Origin of the sequence: Pseudomonas sp. Pse35, from assembly GCF_024519715.1 — a bacterium.
GTDB classification, from domain to species: domain Bacteria; phylum Pseudomonadota; class Gammaproteobacteria; order Pseudomonadales; family Pseudomonadaceae; genus Aquipseudomonas; species Aquipseudomonas paracarnis.
In genome coordinates this window covers 1-17,707 of sequence record NZ_JALJRP010000008.1, presented here as the reverse complement: position 1 = coordinate 17,707, position 17,707 = coordinate 1, and the positions used below count along the sequence as shown (strand labels likewise).

Sequence of the window (17,707 nt, the reverse complement as noted above, 5' to 3'; positions counted from 1 at the left end):
AATGAGTGAAACACAAGAGCAAATGCTCGCCAGGGTGCTCCAGGGTAATTTCGATGCCATCGCATTCTGCGAGACGCTTTTCGCTATTTCGCAGACCCTGGATGACATCGTGGACGGTGATAAGCCGCTCACCACCAATGACGTGTACCAGGCGTTCTGGCTGGCGTTGATCGAATTGCCGATCAATCCATTCTATCGGCACTTCGAGCACTTCGTGCGCCCGCTCATGGCCGGGGCGCTCCAAGACTGGCGCGATAGCGTCACCCTTGAGCGCGACGGCGACCACCACGGCCGAAGCCTGGCCTTTGTCCTGCGCGATCAGCTCACCGGCCTGGTGGTGCAATGCGCGTACCTCATCGGCGGAAGCGCCTGGATGGCAGAAGTTTCCGCCGGCATTCGTCGGTTTTTCCATGACGAGACATTTTCTGCCTACAACCAGGAATTGATCAAAGGAGTCGCACGATGAGCGGCGGCGGAAGTAAAGCGGATAACTCGGTACAGGATACGCCTGAGCAGAAGTACGCCGCTCAAGTGGCGGCGGAAAAGTGGAACTACGCCCAGGAAAGGCTGGCGCCGGTTGAAAACGCATACATGAATCGCGTTGATGACATGGATTCGGCCAGCAGCATGGCCTATGTGCGCGGTAAATCGAACGCAGGCACCCAACAAGCCTTGGCGTCCGGCCTGAAACAGGTGGATCAGGGCATGGCGCAACAGTATGGCCTGAATCCAAACAGCGGCCGCTCCGTCGGTGCCCAGGCCGATCTGGCCGCAAGCGTGGGGGCGGCGGGCGGCGATACCATGGCTCGCGCGCAGTTCGAACAGAAAGGGCAGAAAATCGCTGGCCTCAGCAGCGTGGCAGCCATTGGCCAGGGGCAGTCGTCACAGGCCCAGGCGGGGCTCAACACCGTCGCCAACCAGGCGGCTCAAGATGCTCAAGTGGCCTCCTTCACTAACTTTAACCGTAAGTCGGCCAACCTACAGCTCGCGGGTGCGGCGATGGGGGCGGCCGCGCGGGGCGCAGTTTATGGCCTCGACAATATGGCCGAGGCGAAGAAAGCGGCTGCGGCCTCGACAGGTGCAACAAACTCTGGCTTTTCCAGCTTTAACAGTGGCTACGGAATGTCGCCGAATAGCCTGCAGGGATTCAAGTACAAAGCAAACTTCGGAGGTGAATAAGAATGCCCTACTACGTCGATCCGAACGCGGCGTTCGCCGGAAAACAGGGTGCTTCCACGGTGCTGGGACAGTTGAGCCGTTCCCAATGGGATGACTGGAAAGCCCGATTCCAACCCTATGTCGACAAGCTGGCCAACATCGCAACCAGCGAGTCTTTTGCCGGTGAGCAGGCTGCGACTGCCTCGGAGTCGGTCAACAAATCCTTCGACAGCGCAGCCCAGGGCCTGCAGATGCAGCAGCAAGGCATGGGCCTGATGCTGTCGCCTGCCCAGCAGGCGGCGCAGGACAGAAAAATGCAGCTGGGTCGAGCTTCAGCAACCGTCGACGCGAGCAACAACGCCCGTGTTTCGGCGCGTGACCTGCAAGAGCAAATCATGGCCGGCGGAATGGGTCTCAGCGGGTTAAAACCGGGGAGTTAAATCATGGGATATGGACTGATCGGACTGAAACAGGAAATGCAGGGAGAGGCGATGCAGGGCCTCTCGCAACTTTCCCAGCAACAGCAACAGGCCAAGCTGGCTGAGGACCAGATGAATCAGCAGGCCAAGGCAAACACACAATCCAGCCAGGTAGGGATGGCTACCACGGGTGCCATGGTGGGCTCGGCTTTTGGCCCTGTTGGTACAGCCATCGGAGCGGGGGTTGGCTACATCGCGGGTTCGTTTATGTGATTGGACGTCAGAGCGTTGCCGAGTAAACTCAAAGTGCTATCACTTGGGGCGGCGTCGCCGTCGCAATCACACGAAGGGAATTCAGTGATGTATAGGAAGTTGAAAGTTGGTTTGCTCGCCGCATTAACTGGCCCCTTGCTTGCAAGTTGCACCACTTGGCACAACCCCTATATCCCGGAAGATACCGCGAATCGACAGTTCGATATTGATAATGGCTATTGCAAGTCTGCATCTTTCGGAGCTGTAGGGATGCCCGAGATTCGCCAGTATCAAGCCTCACCCACTCCATACACTGTTCAGACATACGGACAGATATATGACCCGTATAGAGGAACGAGCACAAGTTACCGGGCGACAAGTTATGTAACACCATTGTCGAATGACAACTTTGGAAATGGTTTCGCTCAAGGAGTGCAAGTTGGAAATGCCTGGGCAGCCTCTCAAGCGCGGGCCGACATCTACCGAGGGTGTATGCTAAATCTCGGGTGGTCTGATTCCAAGGGGGCAAATGTCCAGGCTCGAGTCGCACCGGAGAGCTCTACAAAATCAACTTCGTCAGACTTCTATAGCGCACTCGCAGTGAAAGTTCCGAATTACGCATATATAAATGATGACCCACGATTCCATGACTGGCTTAAGTTGAGGGATGCTGCGACTGGAAAACAGCGACAGTTGCTTTTGGTCGATGCGGAACGAAAACAGGACGCCGAGTCAGCTGCGGCTCTTTTTAAGCAATTTCTTAGTACACTTTGATCGGGCCGTTTATCAGAATACGGCCTGAATCATTTTATTGTCGGGAGACAACAAATGGCAGGCGGATTAGATACCCGTGGCGGAATGGATGGCTTCACCCAGGGCTTTGGCCTGGTAAGCAATCTCCTCGCACAGAAGGACCAGCGAGCACTCCAGCAGGCTCAGCTCGCCCAGCAGGCCGAGGACCGTCAATATGGCCGCGAGATCCAACAGCAAGAGATGGGCCTGCGGAAGGACGACTTAGCGTATCGCCGGGAAACGGATCAGCGTAATTACGCTGACGCACAGGACCAGCGCTCTTACCTACGCCAACGTGACGCCGATAATGCTGCCCGCCAGGATCGCCAGTTCCAGGCCACTTACGTTTTGCAATTGGCTGGGCAGCGGCAGGCTGCTGCGCGCATGCAGCGAGAGGATCAACGATTCGAGTTGCAGCAAAAGCAGGTCAATCACCAAATAGATCAGCAGGATAAAGCCCACCAGCAACAGCAGGACACGCTGGTCGCAAAGTCGGCCTATGCCAAGATCGCGGCCGGTGGCGATCTAGATGAAGGTGACCTGGAGGTGTTCAAACGTAATCCTTGGATGGACCCTCGGCATGTTCTTTCTCCTCAGATGCAGGATGATGTCGACACCGCAGGCCGCGTATTTACGGGCGATCTGAACTCAAATTCCCCAGAAGCATTGGCTGCGGTGAATCGTGTTTTTGGCCCTGAAATTCAGAAGGGAAGCGGCGGTCAAAAGCGGGTCGTTCAAGTGGTGCCAGGGCGTACTCCAGGTACCGTAGTTTTTGAGCTTGAAGTCACTGGAGAGGATGGAAAAAAGTACAACGCGCCGATGACAAAAAATCGTGGTACCGCGAACGATGCCGATGACGACATCTTAGAAGTTCCCATCGAAAAGCTCGCTGATCGGGTCTCTGGTTATAAGCTTCTGAGCGGCGCATTCAACACCCCAGAGATGAAGCAGGCGGCGCTGAAGTACGGCCGGCAATTGGGGCTTGCTCCTGCGGACCCAGCGAGCAAACCACTCGCCGCGCCCGTTCAAAAAGCCGAGGACCGGGACCTAGAGGCAATTGCCGCTGCTTCAACCATGAATGATCAGCTCGCTCGTATCGGAGAGCAAATTTCCACCGGCAAGCTCAACCTTGGGCCTCTCAATAACAAGGTATCCGCTGTTCGAAATATGGCAGGAATGAGCAACGAAGAGTCTAGAAACTATGGTTCTTTGAACGCGACGCTTGAGCAGCTCAGGAACGCCAGCCTTCGTCTCAACGCAGGTGTGCAAACCGATGGCGATGCTCAGCGTGCTTGGAATGAGCTTGTCACCAATCTGAACGATCCCGCTCTAGTTCAGCAGCGGCTCACCGAAATCATGGCGCTCAACGAGCGAGCCATGCAGCTGAAGACCAACATGATTCAGCAACGACGCCACAATGCCCGGGCCGAGCCCCTGGATATTGGGACGGTGATTCCTCAGGTAGATCAACAGCGCGGGATGCAAGTGCCTGGCGAGAAGAACGCGACTCGTCAGCAGGCAAGCACGTCGAAGTCGACCACCTCAGAACTGCCGCATGGCGCTAAATTCCTCGGCTTCGAATAGGGAGCAAGTTATGCCTATTGCCAAGTTTGAAATGCCTGATGGTCGCGTTGCTCGTTTTGAGATGCCCGAGGGGGCGACGCCGGAGCAGGCCCAAGAAGTCTTTGCGCAAATGGCGAAGATGAGCGCCCCAGCCCCCGAATCCCAAAAGAAAGCTTCGCTCCCAGAAGTTGGCGCTTTCCGCGCAGGACTGCGAGGGATCAATGATGCGCTGACATTCGGATTTGCAGATGAGATTTCTGGTGGTCTCGCGGCGACTCTTGAGCCGCTGACCGGGAGCGGAAACCCCGGCAAGACCTGGCGGGAGCGTTACGACCAGAACGTGGCGGGCGAGCGTGCGCTTGACGCAGCGTCTCGTGACCAGCACCCCGTTGCCAACATCGGCGGTGGCTTGGTCGGGGGGATCGTGCCCATGATTGCAGCCGGCGGAACGTCTGCTCTACCTGGCCTGGCGAGAACCGCTACCGCTGCAGCTGCGCCAACTACCGCTCAAGTTATTGGGCGCTCAGCAGCCACCGGTGCCGCCTATGGAGGCATGTATCGTCTCGGATCGGGGCAGGGTGATCTTATAGATCGGTTGCCGAGTGCAGTAGAGGGGGCTGCGCTGGGCGGTGCCGTTGGTGGTGTACTGCCTGTGGTTGCTGTCGGAGCTGGAGCGGTTAAACGTGCGCTTACCTCATCCGAAACCTCCGCCAATCGTCAGTTACAACGCGCTCTGGAACGTGACGGTATCAGTTTGGATGAGTGGCAACGGCGCGTTCAGTCGATGCGGGAAAGCAACCCTGCGGCGCTGCCGGTTGATGCCGGAGGGGAAAACGTTGCGGGGCTGCTGGAGCGTGTAGCCAACACGCCAGGCGCGGGTCGTACAAAGGTGATTCCGGCATTGAACGAGCGCCAAGCAGCTCAGCCCGATCGTGTATCCGAGCAGCTTTACTCATTGACCGGTGCAGGTCGCGAGCGCAAAGCCGCCCCATCGTCAGAGAGCCAGGAGTTGACAGCGTGGCAACCGCCGGCAGCCGGCGTACGCGAAGGCGAAACTGTCGGAAAAGCTGCAGATGATTTGTCCCAAGCGGCCGCGCCGCAACAACCGCGGAGCGCTTACCGATCGATCAACGAAACGGTTGAAGCCCGGGCAAAAGCCGCCAAGCCTTTGTACGAGCAGGCCTATACAGAACCTGTGCCCTGGACGCATGAACTGGAGGACCTGATGAGCCGTCCAGCAATGCAGAAAGCTTATCGCGAAGCTCAGACTCGCGCCGGGAACCAGGGGCGTCCGTTTTACGGAAAGTTTGTTGATTTGGCTGATGATGGGACCTTCACCGTGAGGGATGTGCCCAGCACGGGCGATCTGGATATCATGAAGAAGAATCTCGACGACCAGATCGGCGCGTTTCTACGTTCAGGTGAGAATGGCAAAGCCGCTGACATCATCACCATCAAAAATAAGCTGTTGGGGATCATGGATGAGTACAGCCCAACCTATGCCAAAGCCCGTAAGGTTTGGTCTGATGATTCGAGTTACATAGATGCGATTGAGAAGGGCAGAAACCTCGTTTTCAGCCAAAAAATGAGCCCTGAAGAGTTTGCTGATATTTTCGGGCGTCTCTCGAAAGATGATCGCGAGGGTTTTGCCACGGGAGCTGTCTCGTCGGTCATTGGCAAAATGGGTGATAAGACCAGTTCCTACGCGGATGTGGTACGGGATCTGAACTCCAAAAACCTGCGAGAGAAGATCGGGGCCATGATGCCCAGCGATGCCGCCAGGACCCAGTGGAATAGCTTTCTTGACCAGGAAGTGGCCTCATCTGGTCTCCGTCAGCGTGCGACGGGCAACAGCTCCACTGCGCGACGCACAGCCGAAGCTGATGATGAAAGCGGTTCTGTTGAAAAGGTCGGCACGGCCATGGCCGATCTACTGGCAGGGCGTTTTCTTGCTCTTGCGGGCAAGGGGGTGGCAGGTGGTTATAAAGGCGCCCGTGACCGGCTCCATGCCCGCTCGGACGATGCGCTTGCCGAACGCCTGATCAATCCCGACGCCGCGGCTAAAGCTCGGGACGTGCTGCCCGGTGCACCATCTTCAGCGCCTGCGCAATTGGCTGCACCAGGGACTGTGACCAGTAGCTTGGGTGGGGCTGCCCCACAGGTTGAGCCCGCACTGTTAAACCATGCAGCATCGCCCAGGTTACAGGTCAGCCAGGATGATGAGGCTCAGGACGCCCCTCAATCAGTCGCGCGCCCCCAGCCTGACGGAGGATCTCGGCTTATTGAAACGAAAGGCGCGCCGTCCGGTGAAGCTAAACCCCCGGCGGCGCCAGAAGAGGTACCTGGTCGAAACGAACTCTTACCCTCATCGAGGGCTGACCGGGCGAGCCTGCCGCCGGCAGAGGCACTGGATCTGGCCGCCCATAGTGCAGCGACCTCGCCTGACAATGACCTGCCTGAGCCGACCCAGGCTCAAAAGGACGCTGGCAACTACCGCAAAGGGCATATCAAGCTGCAAGGGCTGGATATTTCCATCGAGAACCCTCGTGGGTCTGACCGTAAAGGTGTCGACAAGTCCGGTAAGGAGTGGTCGCACTCGATGTCTGACCACTACGGGTACATCAAGCGGACCACCGGCGCGGACGGCGATCAGCTTGATGTGTATGTGGGGCCCGAGCCCTACAGTCAGCGTGTTTTCGTGGTGGATCAAAAGGACCAGGACACTGGCAAGTTTGATGAGCACAAGGTCATGCTCGGCTATACCAGCCAGGCTGCAGCAGTGAAGGCGTATAAGTCGAACTTTGATAAGGGCTGGAGCGTCGGCAGTGTGACGGAGATGAAAATGCCGGAGTTCAAGGAGTGGCTCAATACGGGGGACACCGCCAAGCCTCTGGCCGCTGGCAGTTCTCAAACCACGGTGAAAGCGCTCAATGCCAAGATTGCTGCTGTTCGATTGAGTGGGTTGAGCTCCGAGCGCAAAGCGCGAGAACTGGCCAGGTTGACCCGGGAGCGTGAAGAGCTTATGAGTTAGATAAAACGACGGTGTGCACATACTGAGACCGTCACTTTCTACATCCGGCCGCGAGGCCCCACCCCTTAGGTACATTAGATGCCTGCACAGATTCCAGACGAACCTCTATTTCGAGATCCCGATCGGCTGCAAGCCGGCGAGCTTGAGCCGATCCACAATCTCAACCCTTTACCGCGAGCCGGGCAGCAGCTCTGTTCATGCGGTTGTGGCTGGTTCGGGCCCGAAAACCAGCGGCAGAGCGGCGCATGCCCGGCCTGTGGCTCGACGTTTGCCAAAAAGCCCAGCAAGGCCTCGATTCATATTTACGACACACTGGTCAGGCTCCTAAGCGATGACCGCGAACGCCTCAAAGGTACTCAGGTTGACTGCTTGTCGTTGCGGGCGATGGTTGATCAAGCTGTCGGTAACTGCCGGACTTTGCAAGACCTACAGGCACCCCTCACGGCAAAGGCCGCCGTGCTCGATGCAATCATGCAGTTGATCGGGTTTGCACCCGAATCGTCACCTGACGATCTGCCAGCCGCCGTGCAAGCCATGATGGCTGATCAGTTACGCTATGCAATGCACCGTGACGTACTACGGGTTGATCCTGCTGCATGGGAGGGAATACAGGATTTTCCGCAACACAAGCTAAGTGCCGCTGAATATGATCTGGCCACGGATCGAAAAATTATGCGTTGGCGTCATGTTCAACAACAGCCCGACCCGAACCTCCATCAAGAACTGCACCATGGTCATCACGATATGGCCGAATGATGTTAGATTCTCGCAATATGGATTTTCAGCGGAATTGACATGAGCGGACTGGCTAATCAAACAGACAAGCTTCATCTGCTAAAGCAGAAAGTGGATGCTTTCTCCAAGGCAAGAGACTGGGAAAAGTTTCACACGCCTAAAAACCTGTCGATGGCTTTGACAGTTGAAGCATCGGAGCTGATGGAGATCTTCCAATGGCTTGATCCTCACGAGGCTTTCACAGACTTAAGCCCCGAAAAGAAGACGGCTGTTGAGCATGAGGTAGCCGATATCTTCATCTATCTGTTGCGCTTTTGCTCTGTAACGGGGATCGACCTGATCAGCGCTGCCGAGGAAAAGCTGAAGCAAAACGCAGAAAAATATCCAGCTGAGCTGGTTAAAGGACAATCCAAGAAGTACACGGAGTACTAATGAATCAGCTGTTTGTATTTACCGCTGGGATGGCTATTGCACGAGCTCATATCAGCGACTCAATCTCGAGCCCTGTCTCGTTTATTAAGCTGGACGCTGCCCTTCCTCCTGAAGAAGCTGCGTACGTAAAGTCTTTGTTACCTGAGGGTAACGGGTTCTTTGCGTGGGGCGCCGTTCCTGGCGAGAAGAACATACCGACGTGGGAGGAGATGAGCGAAGGGGACATCGTCCTGACTGCCTATGACAACCACTACCAGTACGTATCGTCTGTCTTGTTCAAGCTGCATAACCGGGCTCTTGCAGAGAGTATCTGGGGACTGGATGCAGAAGGGAAAACCTGGGAGTACATGTATATCCTCAGTGAACCTAAGCCCGTCCACATGCATGTGGCATCTGAACCTGTAATCAATTACCTGCACAACGGGTACCGAGGGTTCACTCAGATTAAGAGCGATCGCCTTGATCGGATTGATGATGACTACGGGGATCTCAACAGCTTTGTCGCAAGGGTGTTTGGGGTAAGCATACCGCGGCCGGTAGTCCCAATTGAGATACTGGTCGCTGAGCAAGATGCGGAATCAGAGGGCACCTTTGACCCCGATAGCGTGATCGATGAGCGTAAGAAGGTCTTTGCGGCAATCGTCAGGCGAAGAGGGCAGCCGAAGTTCCGAAGTGAGCTTTTGGAAGCCTATGAAGGGCGTTGTGCTGTGACAGGCTGTACGGTTGAAGCTGTCCTTGAGGCGGCGCATATCAAGTCTTACGCCGGCGACAAAACGAATCATGTCACGAACGGAATACTGTTGAGGGCCGACATTCACACCCTCTACGACCTGGGCAAGCTGAAGATTGACGAGAAAGGGGTAATTCACCTTTCTGGCGACCTCAAGGATTCGACGTATGGGATCCACGACGGTAAGAAAATTAGCTTGCCTAGGGGATCTAAGAAGGCGCCGAACACGAAGGCGCTGAAGCAAAAGTTCAGTGCCGGCGCGCCGGTGTTGGTTTCACAGACAGTCACGGCATGAGGATGCGAGAGGTCCCGTAACCGCGGCGGCTAGTCGGGTGCCATGAGTACGGCCAGAGTCAGTTTGATGAATTCTTCGTTCTCGTCGATGGTATGGAGTGCGCCGCGTATGTTCTCTGCAACATCAGCTGAGCCGCGCTGTTCTACCCAGTTCGATAGCTCCATAATCGACGCCTCGAGGGCAAGTTGGTTTTCGTACAGCTTTGAAAGCAGGGTCGGGAGCAGGTCTGAGTTTGGCATCGATGTTCCTCTGTGGAGTTACGAGCGTAGCACTTGGGAACCGAGAGTCTGCAGTTAGGCTGTCACGTGCTAGTGCTCCTACTAATTGCATTTAGATTGATCGACCTTGGTCTAGATTCAAAGCGGCTGAAGAAATCGGCTATGATGATGGCCATTTGTATCTATGGTGCTTTTGGCCACGGCGATAAGGAATCGCGACATGAAAAAACCGGTGGCCGCTGCAGTCGTTCATCTCGATGGGAAAATTCTCATCACTCGTAGGGCGCCGGGGCAGAGTCTCGCGGGCCTGTGGGAGTTTCCAGGCGGCAAACTTGAACACGAAGAATCTCCCCAAGAGTGCATAACCCGTGAGTTACGTGAGGAGCTTGGCGTTGAGTCTGACGCCGGCGAAATACTCACCACCACGACTTACGCCTACCCCGGCGGAGAGATCGAACTGATCGCCATTTCGGTCGAGCTACAATCCACCCAGTTTGCATTGCAGGTCCATGACCGATTCGAGTGGGTGCGACCTCAAGAACTCCTTCGATACAACTTAGCTCCTGCCGACATCCCTATTGCCCAGGAGATCATCCGGAAATATGGCTAATTTCACTCCCCCAGCCCCCGGCGCAAACCTTAAAAACGACGATCTGATTCTTCATTTTTTATGTAGTCCTCAAGGTGGGATGCGTCGATCGAATCGGACCAACACACTTGTCATTGTTTCGAATCACGTAGCGTCAATTTATGACGATCGCTGGGTGGACGATGTGTTGCATTACACCGGCATGGGTCAGGTTGGTGATCAGTCTCTTGCGTTCAACCAAAACAGAACACTGAACGAGTCGCGCATAAATGGGGTGGCCGTCCACCTATTCGAAGTCTTTACAGCCAAGACCTATACCTACATAGGTGAGGTAGTGCTGGCTGATGAGCCGTACCAAGAGAGACAGCCGGATGTAGAAGGGCAGGACCGCTTTGTTTGGGTTTTCCCCTTGCGTTTGAAAGCGGGCACTCCCCCGGCAATTTCTGATGTCACGTTGCAGCAACTCAATCGAGTTAAGGAAAAACAGGCTCGGAAATTGAGTGATGCTGAGGTAGAAGCGTTAGCCCGGCGTCAAGGACGGACCAATGTTGGGAAGCGCAGCGCCAGAGTCATGCAGCACCAGCGCTCACCATGGGTGGCAGAGCATGCTAAGCGTAGATCCAAGGGGCGATGTGATTTGTGCCAGGAACCGTCCCCTTTCAACAGGAAGGACGGAACGCCATATCTCGAGACACACCATATCGAGTGGCTTGTACATGGTGGAGCGGACACCGTGGAAAACACGGTTGCTCTCTGCCCCAACTGCCATAGAAAAATGCATGTGCTTGACGACCAGGCTGACAAAAAGCTGTTGGTTGCACGGGTAAACGCCCACTAATTGAAGGAGCTGTGTGTGGACGAGGAAATCAGTTTTGAGCATGAGGGGACAATGTACACCTGCACATACTCGGTTCACGGAGATGAGCTGATCGTTTATCTACCTGATGGTAGCCAGAGGGGAACCACGCTGCGTGGCCTAGATCCTGAAATGGCTGCCTTAACTCATCTGCGTGGGTTTGTACTGCATTTGAAAAAACGTTGATCAGTCTTATAACAGACAGCCAGCATCGTTATGCAGTGGTCAGAACCCTCTTACCCACCAATAGGTCGTCATGAGTGGCTGCTCTCGGCCAAAAGCAGTCCTCCATATCATTACGTAATACACCGTTTTTAGCGGCGCTTTAAAGTCAATTTCGGGTAAAGTAAGAAACATGGCTCATCACCCCATGAAATAGGCGTCTGTCTTCCACTCTTGGCAACTGAAAGCAAAGGCGAGTAATGAAATTCCCTATCGAACTAAACGTAAATGTTGAAAGCCACAATGGAAACTACGATCGATCCATTACTCTGCGCAGCGGTTTAACTGTGCTGATAGGCCCTAACGGTAGCGGAAAAACACATCTACTAAGAGCCGTGAAAAACTCTTTACCCCCACATGTCGACGGTAAAAAAGTCAGATTTCTTTCCGCCGGAAGGATCGGAACTCTTGAACAGTTTAGATCGGACTTCAATGGCTACCATGGCGGTCGTCCATCCTACAACGACGCTAATTTCGGCTCTAAGTCAGATGTGATTCGTCGACATAACACGGAGACCTTGAATGGTGATTTTCAAACTCTGTCCGAGAGAGCAGATATTTACATAAAAGTACAGGAGCGACTTCGTAAGCTTTTCAGGCGAGACTTAATAATAGAATGGGACGGCGGAACTTTAAAAGTAGTTTTCGCAAGGCTAGACAGTGAAGATCTACCATATTCATCTGGAAGAGAAGCATCCGGGCTACTGCATCTGGTTGGGATTTTGGCAGCTTTGTACGATGATGATGTTGGAGCACTGCTGCTGGATGAGCCTGAAGTTTCACTACACCCACAACTTCAAGCCTTTCTACTAAATGAAATAATATCTGCATCTGGCCATCCTTCGGAAGGCGGATTTAAAAAGATCATTTTAATTGCCACTCACTCAACTGAAATGTTGAAAGTATTGAAGTGTGATGACCTGTTATCACTAGTATTCTGCCATGACTTAGATGTGCCGCCCATTCAGGTCGATCCTGCTGCCGGAGAGCTAAAAAATCAGAAACTACAAACTTTAGTTGCTCGCCTAGGCCAAGAACATAAGTTGTCACTATTCTGTCGTAGGCCACTGCTTGTTGAGGGGGCATCAGATATGCTCCTTTGCAGCTTTCTTTCTCAAAAGCTGGAACTTCACCTGGAGGCTGCTGGCTCTCAGATCTTACCAGTAATTGGCACTGGTCAGATGCCTGTAGTTTCGAAATTCATGAGGCTTTTAGGGAAAACTCCAGTTGTTTTAGCAGATGCAGATGCATTTGCTGACGGACTAGAACTTACAAATTATTTTCTAAACGATTGTGAGGACGCTGACCGAAAAGCTATCGGATCGGGCGCTCAATCGGCCAAGCAGTTAGCTAGTACCGTGTACGACGACTTTTGCAAGCTAGCAATCAACAACTGGGACGACATTTCTGCTTACGCAATGTTGCATCCTTACTGGATTAATAAGAAAGACTTAGCTGAGAGCCAAGCAAAAAAACGAGCGTGCTTCTGCTCTTTGTTCGAACTCGAGGAAAGCACATTGAGCGCTCTTAAGTTTGGAACTTATTGGGTTGCAATAAGACAACGAATAGAAGTTGTACTGAACTTGCTAGAAGTTGCAGGCTGCTTTATTTTGCGAAAGGGTGCTGTGGAGTCTTATTACAAGCACTCAGACCGGCTGACCTCTGAAGGAAAGCCTAGCGCTGCTGTTGATGAGATTTCTTTTCTAGATAGTCTCGACAGCGAAGACATTTCCGCAAGTTTCCCCGAAATGGTTAGATGCATAAAATTTTCATCGCTCGCGGACAAAATCAGTGAGGCAGAGTCATTAAGAGATTTATTACTTTCGATAGCTGCCCCTGCCATGGCGAAACTAAATTCTGGTACGAGCACGCAAGAAATTAAAATGCTTTCAAAAACCATACTGAGAGAAAGATCTGGAGTTTTCGATATATCCATTGAAGGTGATAGCTTGGTTATTCGATTGATCAGTAAAATTCTTAAGGTTGATGGCTTTCCTATATATATAAGTCGCGGAGATGATGTGCTCAAAACTGTAGAGGCTGTATTGCGCTAAACTCACATCCATACTTGCAACGTATTATCACTGGGTTGCCTGCGTAAAGCAGAAAGCCAGTAGAACTAATTTCTGCTGGCAAAGTAGTCGCTCTGTGTGGAAAATGGCCGATGGTTGTCGGTTATGAATGGCAGCTCCTGGCCGAAAGCGGTCAGGTGCGAAAATCAGTTCCGCAACCCAAATCGAACCCCTTGCTCTGCCTGGCTTACAGGCTTCTGAGGTTCATCGCGGTGCGGAACTGAGGTTTAGTCAACTATATGTTAAATAAGGAAAAAACCGTGGATTGCAAATCCGCCTACGCCGGTTCGATTCCGACCTCGGCCTCCACTCTTGGAAACCCCGTAGATTAACGTCTACGGGGTTTTTTTATGCCAAAAATGCAGCAATACCGCCACCGCCCTGATTCCGTGAAACTGATCGAAGCAAATGATGTCCGATTGCTATCGGCCAAGGAAGAGGTCCGCCAAGCGCGCATTGGGTCTACGCTCAGTAGAGCCTCAAGCGACCTCCTCATGCCGGTTTAGCCGCGCGCTTATCCTGCCAGCGCAGGATAACGTCCGCACTCATCAAAGCTGACAGAGTGACCCATGAAACAAAAAATTCTTCTTGTAGCCGTGTGTGCTGCACTCATCCAAGGCTGTGCCGCCCCTTCCAAAAGCCATGAAGAATCACCTTCAATGCCTACTACTTCAGCAGCTGTAGCCCAGCCAACCTTATCCGCTTACGACTGGAACCTGGTCTCGGCAACGGACGCGTCGGGCAAGCCTCTTGTGGCGATGAACAAAGGCATCGAGCGCAAGTTGCGCGTTGCCTTCGGTGACAAGAACCTGAGCATCAGCGGTGGCTGCAATCGTCAGTTCGGCGGCTTTCACTATCAGGACGGAGTTCTGAAGGTTCAGCCACTGGCCTCTACGCTGATGGCCTGTGACAAGAGCCTGATGGACCTTGATGCCCAGGTAGGGCGGCTGTTCAAGGGTGATCTGCGCGCTGTGATCACCGGCGATAACGTGGCGCCGATGCTGCAACTGAAGACAGCGGATGGCACGGTGCTCAAGCTGCAAGGCGAGGCCACCCCGCAGACCCGCTACGGTAGCGAGGGTGAGGTGAAGTTTCTGGAAGTGGCGGCCAAGACGGTCAAGTGCAGCCATCCTTTAATCCCAGATTATCAGTGCCTGCAAGTGCGCGAGCGTCGCTATGACGACGCGGGCCTGCAACTGGCGACCCAAGACACCTGGCATCCGCTGTACCAGCCTATCGAAGGCTTTGTGCATCATGACGGCGTGCGCACTGTGCTGCGGGTCAAACAGTACGAATGGAAGAATCCGCCAGCGGATGCGCCTTCGACGGTCTACGTGTTGGATATGGTGGTCGAGCAGGACGCTTCTGGCAGCAAGTAAGCGAACACAAACCCCGTAGATCAGCGTCTACGGGGTTTTTTATTGCCTGTGATTTATGCGTGTTTTCGACGAGTGACACGTCTAGATCAAGGGTCCTGGGTCGATCAGGGGTTGTCACGTGCGGATTTGCCGACTACCCTGAAAATGTTTGAATTATTACAAACAATTTCGGTGTGACTGTTTTTTAGGTCATACGGCTTCAGGACGAGGAACGAAAAATGTTTTCACATGAAGGTACTGCACTAGAGCTGTTGGTCTTGGTTTTTGGCGTCACTGGGTTATTGTTGATCGCCTGGTTTATTCACCATCAATACGAGCTAAAGTCGCGTAGGCATGTAAAAAAACAACATGTTTCTGGCCAGCAGCGTGAAGCTCAGAGCCGCTGACTGTCCCTTCACCCGTGCCAGCCTTTACGGCTGGCTTCAGCATCCGGTTTTCAATGGACTGCAAGGTTTTCCCGAGCCCACTGCTCAGCAGTGGTGACAGGAATCGATTGTTGCTCGTTGAACGTGGCCGCCTTAGGCCAGGCCACACCTTTGCCTTGTGCGAATACAGCACGGTACTTCTTGATGTGGTGCGTGGGGTCTTTTTCCAGTGCCTGCATGAGATAGTCAACCGTCCACACGTTGCGTTTGAACGGGCGATCCAGAACGCGTTCCAGCATGCTCGCAACCTGCCCATACGTGACGGTGTCGCCGGCGAGATAGACAATCTGATTGCGCATGCGCGGTTCGAAGAACACGATTTGCGCTGTCAGCGTACCGATGTCGTCCGGTGTCGTGAGCGTCACGCTGTTCTCGAGGCTGCCCAGGGCGTTCACTGTGTTGTTGTCGAAGTCGACGACCTCGAACACCGGCTCGAACAGGAAGCTGGTGAACATGCCTGTCGAGATGATGACCCATTCAGTGTTGTCCTGGGCGCGCAGCAACTCACGCACATCCAGTTGGGCATCGAACAGATCCTGGGGGCTGCCCCGGCCAATCACTTCGAAATCCACGCCAAACTGCCAGGGGAAGTAGCGCTTCACGCCGGATTTGAGTGCGGCGGTTGCCAGCTTCATCGGGGTTTCTCGGCCCGCGATCATGCCCGCGCAGCCGATCACGGTATCGAAGCGTGCGAAGACCTTGGCAAGTTGATCGATTGAGTCGTTCACCAGATCTGCGGCGACCATCTGGATGCCCAGGCTGCGCAGCTCATCGATGTCTGCCTTTTTCTCGGGCGCTTGAGTGTTGATGGTCGATTCCCTGAGTAATACGCTGATGGTGGAACCGGGCGCGCGTTTGGCCTCCCGCGCCAGGTTGCGCAAAACCGGCAGGCCGAGTTCGCCGGCACCTAGAACGAGGATCGATTGAGGGGGAAGTGGGGTCATTTCAGGCATGATTTCTCCGCAGACCTGTTGGCGATAAGATGAGCCCATGCTGGCACGATTCGGCAGCGCTCATAAGAAGGCACACGTGTGATACCAGGGGTAGAAATGACCGATCAGGAAACGCTCAGCCAGGCAGAAGTTATCTGCCAGTCGCTCAGGGAGGAGGACGATGGCGTCAGGCGTGAAGTCCTTGCTCATGCCGGTAGCCGCTGGGCATTGGGCATCCTGCATGCCCTGGGTGTGTACGGTGCAATGCGTCATGCCGAGATAAAACGACAGATGACGGGTGTGACTCAGCGCATGTTGACCAAGACGCTTCGTGCCATGGAGCGCGATGGTTTGTTGGTTCGGCGCGAGTTCGGTGAAATTCCTCCCCGCGTCGAGTACGAGCTGACGCCGCTGGGCAGGGAGCTTTTGATTCGCATGTCGCCTATCTGGACCTGGGTGGTGGAAAACGTGGAGGACTTTCGCAAGGCTCGGCGTATTTTCGACAGTCAGGAAGGCAAAAAACCGGCATGGCAGGTTCCCACACCGGTTCCCGATGCGCCTCGGTAAGCGCTACTTCTCGATGAAGGCTTTGCAAGTGTATGCCTCGATCCATCCCTAGCTGTACGGGGCGCAGCGCGCCATAACCCCCTACTGTCGCAGGCACATCACCCCCGCTTGGATGCCGCGCCATGATCATGTCTACCAGCCTGTTATCAGCTTTCGTGCTGTTCGCTTTTGTCTCTTCGATCACCCCTGGGCCCAACAACACCATGTTGCTGGCCTCAGGCGTGAATTTCGGCTTTCGCCGTTCGATGCCCCATGCGCTGGGGATCAGCATCGGCTTCATGCTGTTGGTGATTTGTGTGGGGCTTGGCTTGGGCGAGGTGTTCAAGCTGTTCCCGTGGGCCTACACGCTGTTGCGTTATGTCGGCGCCGCGTATTTGTTGTATCTGGCGTGGAAGATTGCCAATGCCGGCGGCATGTCTGATAACCCGGATGAACATGGCAAGCCGATGACCTTCCTCGGTGCGGCGGCCTTCCAGTGGGTCAACCCCAAGGCGTGGATCATGGCGCTGGGGGCGATCACTACCTACACGCCGGCCGAGGGTTATGTCACCAATGTGCTGGTGATCGCCCTGGTGTTTGCGGTGGTCAATTTGCCGAGCGTGTGTGTATGGGTGGGGTGTGGCAGCGGCTTGCGCAACTTGCTGCGTAAGCCGCGCTGGTTGCGGTTGTTCAACTGGTCCATGGCCGGGCTGTTGGTGCTGTCGCTGTATCCGATGCTGTTTGTGGGCTGAGGTGGCGTAGGTAACGCGTTGATTGTCAGGCCGTCATCGCAGCATAGGTATCTACATAACTTCGGCACGACGTTAAATCTGTGGCGAGGGAGCTTGCTCCCGCGACGGCCTGGCAGCCGACACAGATATAACTGACGCGCCGCGATCCAATGTGGGAGCTGGCTTGCCTGCGATGACCATAGGTATCTACACAGCTTTGCAAAGCACCCGTAGCAGCCGACGGTAACCACGATGCGAAGCGAGTCGCTCTTGATCTGCTTTTGATCTTAGGCGCCCCGTCAAACCACGCTGGCCGGAATTCGACAGGGA

Annotated in this window: 18 protein-coding genes; 16 read left to right on the top strand and 2 right to left on the bottom strand. The window is 54.4% G+C overall.

The window, feature by feature from the left end; translation table 11 throughout:
* Nucleotide 1: 1 nt before the first annotated feature.
* The 9 genes from OC445_RS09425 to OC445_RS09385 all read left to right on the top strand — a co-directional run bounded on the left by OC445_RS09425 (nt 2) and on the right by OC445_RS09385 (nt 9,407).
* The gene (locus tag OC445_RS09425; RefSeq protein ID WP_262020084.1) at nt 2-466 is read left to right on the top strand and encodes a hypothetical protein; all 465 of its coding nucleotides are present in this window, start codon (nt 2-4) and stop codon (nt 464-466) included.
* Nucleotides 463-1,179, top strand: coding sequence for a hypothetical protein (locus OC445_RS09420; RefSeq protein ID WP_262020083.1), 717 nt, complete (start codon nt 463-465; stop codon nt 1,177-1,179). Before OC445_RS09425 ends, OC445_RS09420 begins: the two co-directional genes overlap by 4 nt.
* A 2-nt stretch (nt 1,180-1,181) precedes the next feature.
* Nucleotides 1,182-1,598: a hypothetical protein gene (locus OC445_RS09415; protein WP_262020082.1), complete on the top strand. Its 417-nt coding sequence runs from the start codon at nt 1,182-1,184 to the stop codon at nt 1,596-1,598.
* A 3-nt stretch (nt 1,599-1,601) separates the two neighbouring features.
* Nucleotides 1,602-1,850: a hypothetical protein gene (locus tag OC445_RS09410; protein ID WP_262020081.1), complete on the top strand. Its 249-nt coding sequence runs from the start codon at nt 1,602-1,604 to the stop codon at nt 1,848-1,850.
* An 807-nt stretch (nt 1,851-2,657) separates the two neighbouring features.
* Nucleotides 2,658-4,205, top strand: a complete 1,548-nt coding sequence (locus OC445_RS09405) for a hypothetical protein (protein ID WP_262020080.1) — start codon at nt 2,658-2,660, stop codon at nt 4,203-4,205.
* Nucleotides 4,206-4,215: 10 nt separating this feature from the next.
* A complete protein-coding gene (locus OC445_RS09400; protein ID WP_262020079.1) occupies nt 4,216-7,215 on the top strand; it encodes a hypothetical protein in 3,000 nt (999 codons plus the stop codon).
* Between the two features lie 78 nt (nt 7,216-7,293).
* Nucleotides 7,294-7,971: a hypothetical protein gene (locus OC445_RS09395; RefSeq protein WP_262020078.1), complete on the top strand. Its 678-nt coding sequence runs from the start codon at nt 7,294-7,296 to the stop codon at nt 7,969-7,971.
* A 39-nt stretch (nt 7,972-8,010) separates the two neighbouring features.
* Nucleotides 8,011-8,382 (top strand): nucleotide pyrophosphohydrolase, encoded by a 372-nt coding sequence (locus tag OC445_RS09390; RefSeq protein WP_262020077.1) that lies wholly within the window; start codon nt 8,011-8,013, stop codon nt 8,380-8,382.
* The gene (locus tag OC445_RS09385; RefSeq protein ID WP_262020076.1) at nt 8,382-9,407 is read left to right on the top strand and encodes an HNH endonuclease; all 1,026 of its coding nucleotides are present in this window, start codon (nt 8,382-8,384) and stop codon (nt 9,405-9,407) included. The genes OC445_RS09390 and OC445_RS09385 overlap by 1 nt, the downstream gene beginning before the upstream one ends.
* A 29-nt stretch (nt 9,408-9,436) precedes the next feature.
* Here OC445_RS09385 and OC445_RS09380 read toward each other — a convergent pair whose 3' ends face one another.
* Nucleotides 9,437-9,646: a hypothetical protein gene (locus OC445_RS09380; RefSeq protein ID WP_042572353.1), complete on the bottom strand. Its 210-nt coding sequence runs from the start codon at nt 9,644-9,646 to the stop codon at nt 9,437-9,439.
* Between the two features lie 199 nt (nt 9,647-9,845).
* Between OC445_RS09380 and OC445_RS09375 the strand changes: the two genes are divergently transcribed.
* The 5 genes from OC445_RS09375 to OC445_RS09355 all read left to right on the top strand — a co-directional run bounded on the left by OC445_RS09375 (nt 9,846) and on the right by OC445_RS09355 (nt 14,743).
* Complete coding sequence (locus OC445_RS09375; protein ID WP_262020075.1) at nt 9,846-10,235, top strand: (deoxy)nucleoside triphosphate pyrophosphohydrolase; 390 nt, start codon at nt 9,846-9,848, stop codon at nt 10,233-10,235.
* Complete coding sequence (locus tag OC445_RS09370; RefSeq protein ID WP_262020074.1) at nt 10,228-11,052, top strand: HNH endonuclease signature motif containing protein; 825 nt, start codon at nt 10,228-10,230, stop codon at nt 11,050-11,052. The genes OC445_RS09375 and OC445_RS09370 overlap by 8 nt, the downstream gene beginning before the upstream one ends.
* A gap of 15 nt (nt 11,053-11,067) precedes the next feature.
* A complete protein-coding gene (locus OC445_RS09365; protein WP_156149826.1) occupies nt 11,068-11,256 on the top strand; it encodes a hypothetical protein in 189 nt (62 codons plus the stop codon).
* Between the two features lie 236 nt (nt 11,257-11,492).
* Nucleotides 11,493-13,346 (top strand): ATP-dependent nuclease, encoded by a 1,854-nt coding sequence (locus OC445_RS09360; protein ID WP_262020073.1) that lies wholly within the window; start codon nt 11,493-11,495, stop codon nt 13,344-13,346.
* Between the two features lie 677 nt (nt 13,347-14,023).
* Nucleotides 14,024-14,743: an META and DUF4377 domain-containing protein gene (locus OC445_RS09355; protein ID WP_262020072.1), complete on the top strand. Its 720-nt coding sequence runs from the start codon at nt 14,024-14,026 to the stop codon at nt 14,741-14,743.
* A 436-nt stretch (nt 14,744-15,179) separates the two neighbouring features.
* Here the strand turns inward: OC445_RS09355 and OC445_RS09350 are convergent, their stop codons facing one another.
* Complete coding sequence (locus tag OC445_RS09350) at nt 15,180-16,121, bottom strand: aromatic alcohol reductase (protein WP_034127534.1); 942 nt, start codon at nt 16,119-16,121, stop codon at nt 15,180-15,182.
* A 96-nt stretch (nt 16,122-16,217) separates the two neighbouring features.
* On the opposite strand from OC445_RS09350, the gene OC445_RS09345 reads away from it, so the two are divergent.
* Together OC445_RS09345 and OC445_RS09340 are read left to right on the top strand one after the other, a co-directional pair.
* The gene (locus OC445_RS09345; protein WP_034127533.1) at nt 16,218-16,667 is read left to right on the top strand and encodes a winged helix-turn-helix transcriptional regulator; all 450 of its coding nucleotides are present in this window, start codon (nt 16,218-16,220) and stop codon (nt 16,665-16,667) included.
* A gap of 122 nt (nt 16,668-16,789) precedes the next feature.
* On the top strand, nt 16,790-17,398 hold the full coding sequence (locus OC445_RS09340) for a LysE family translocator (RefSeq protein WP_200583370.1): 609 nt from the start codon (nt 16,790-16,792) through the stop codon (nt 17,396-17,398).
* The last annotated feature ends 309 nt before the right edge of the window (nt 17,399-17,707 follow it).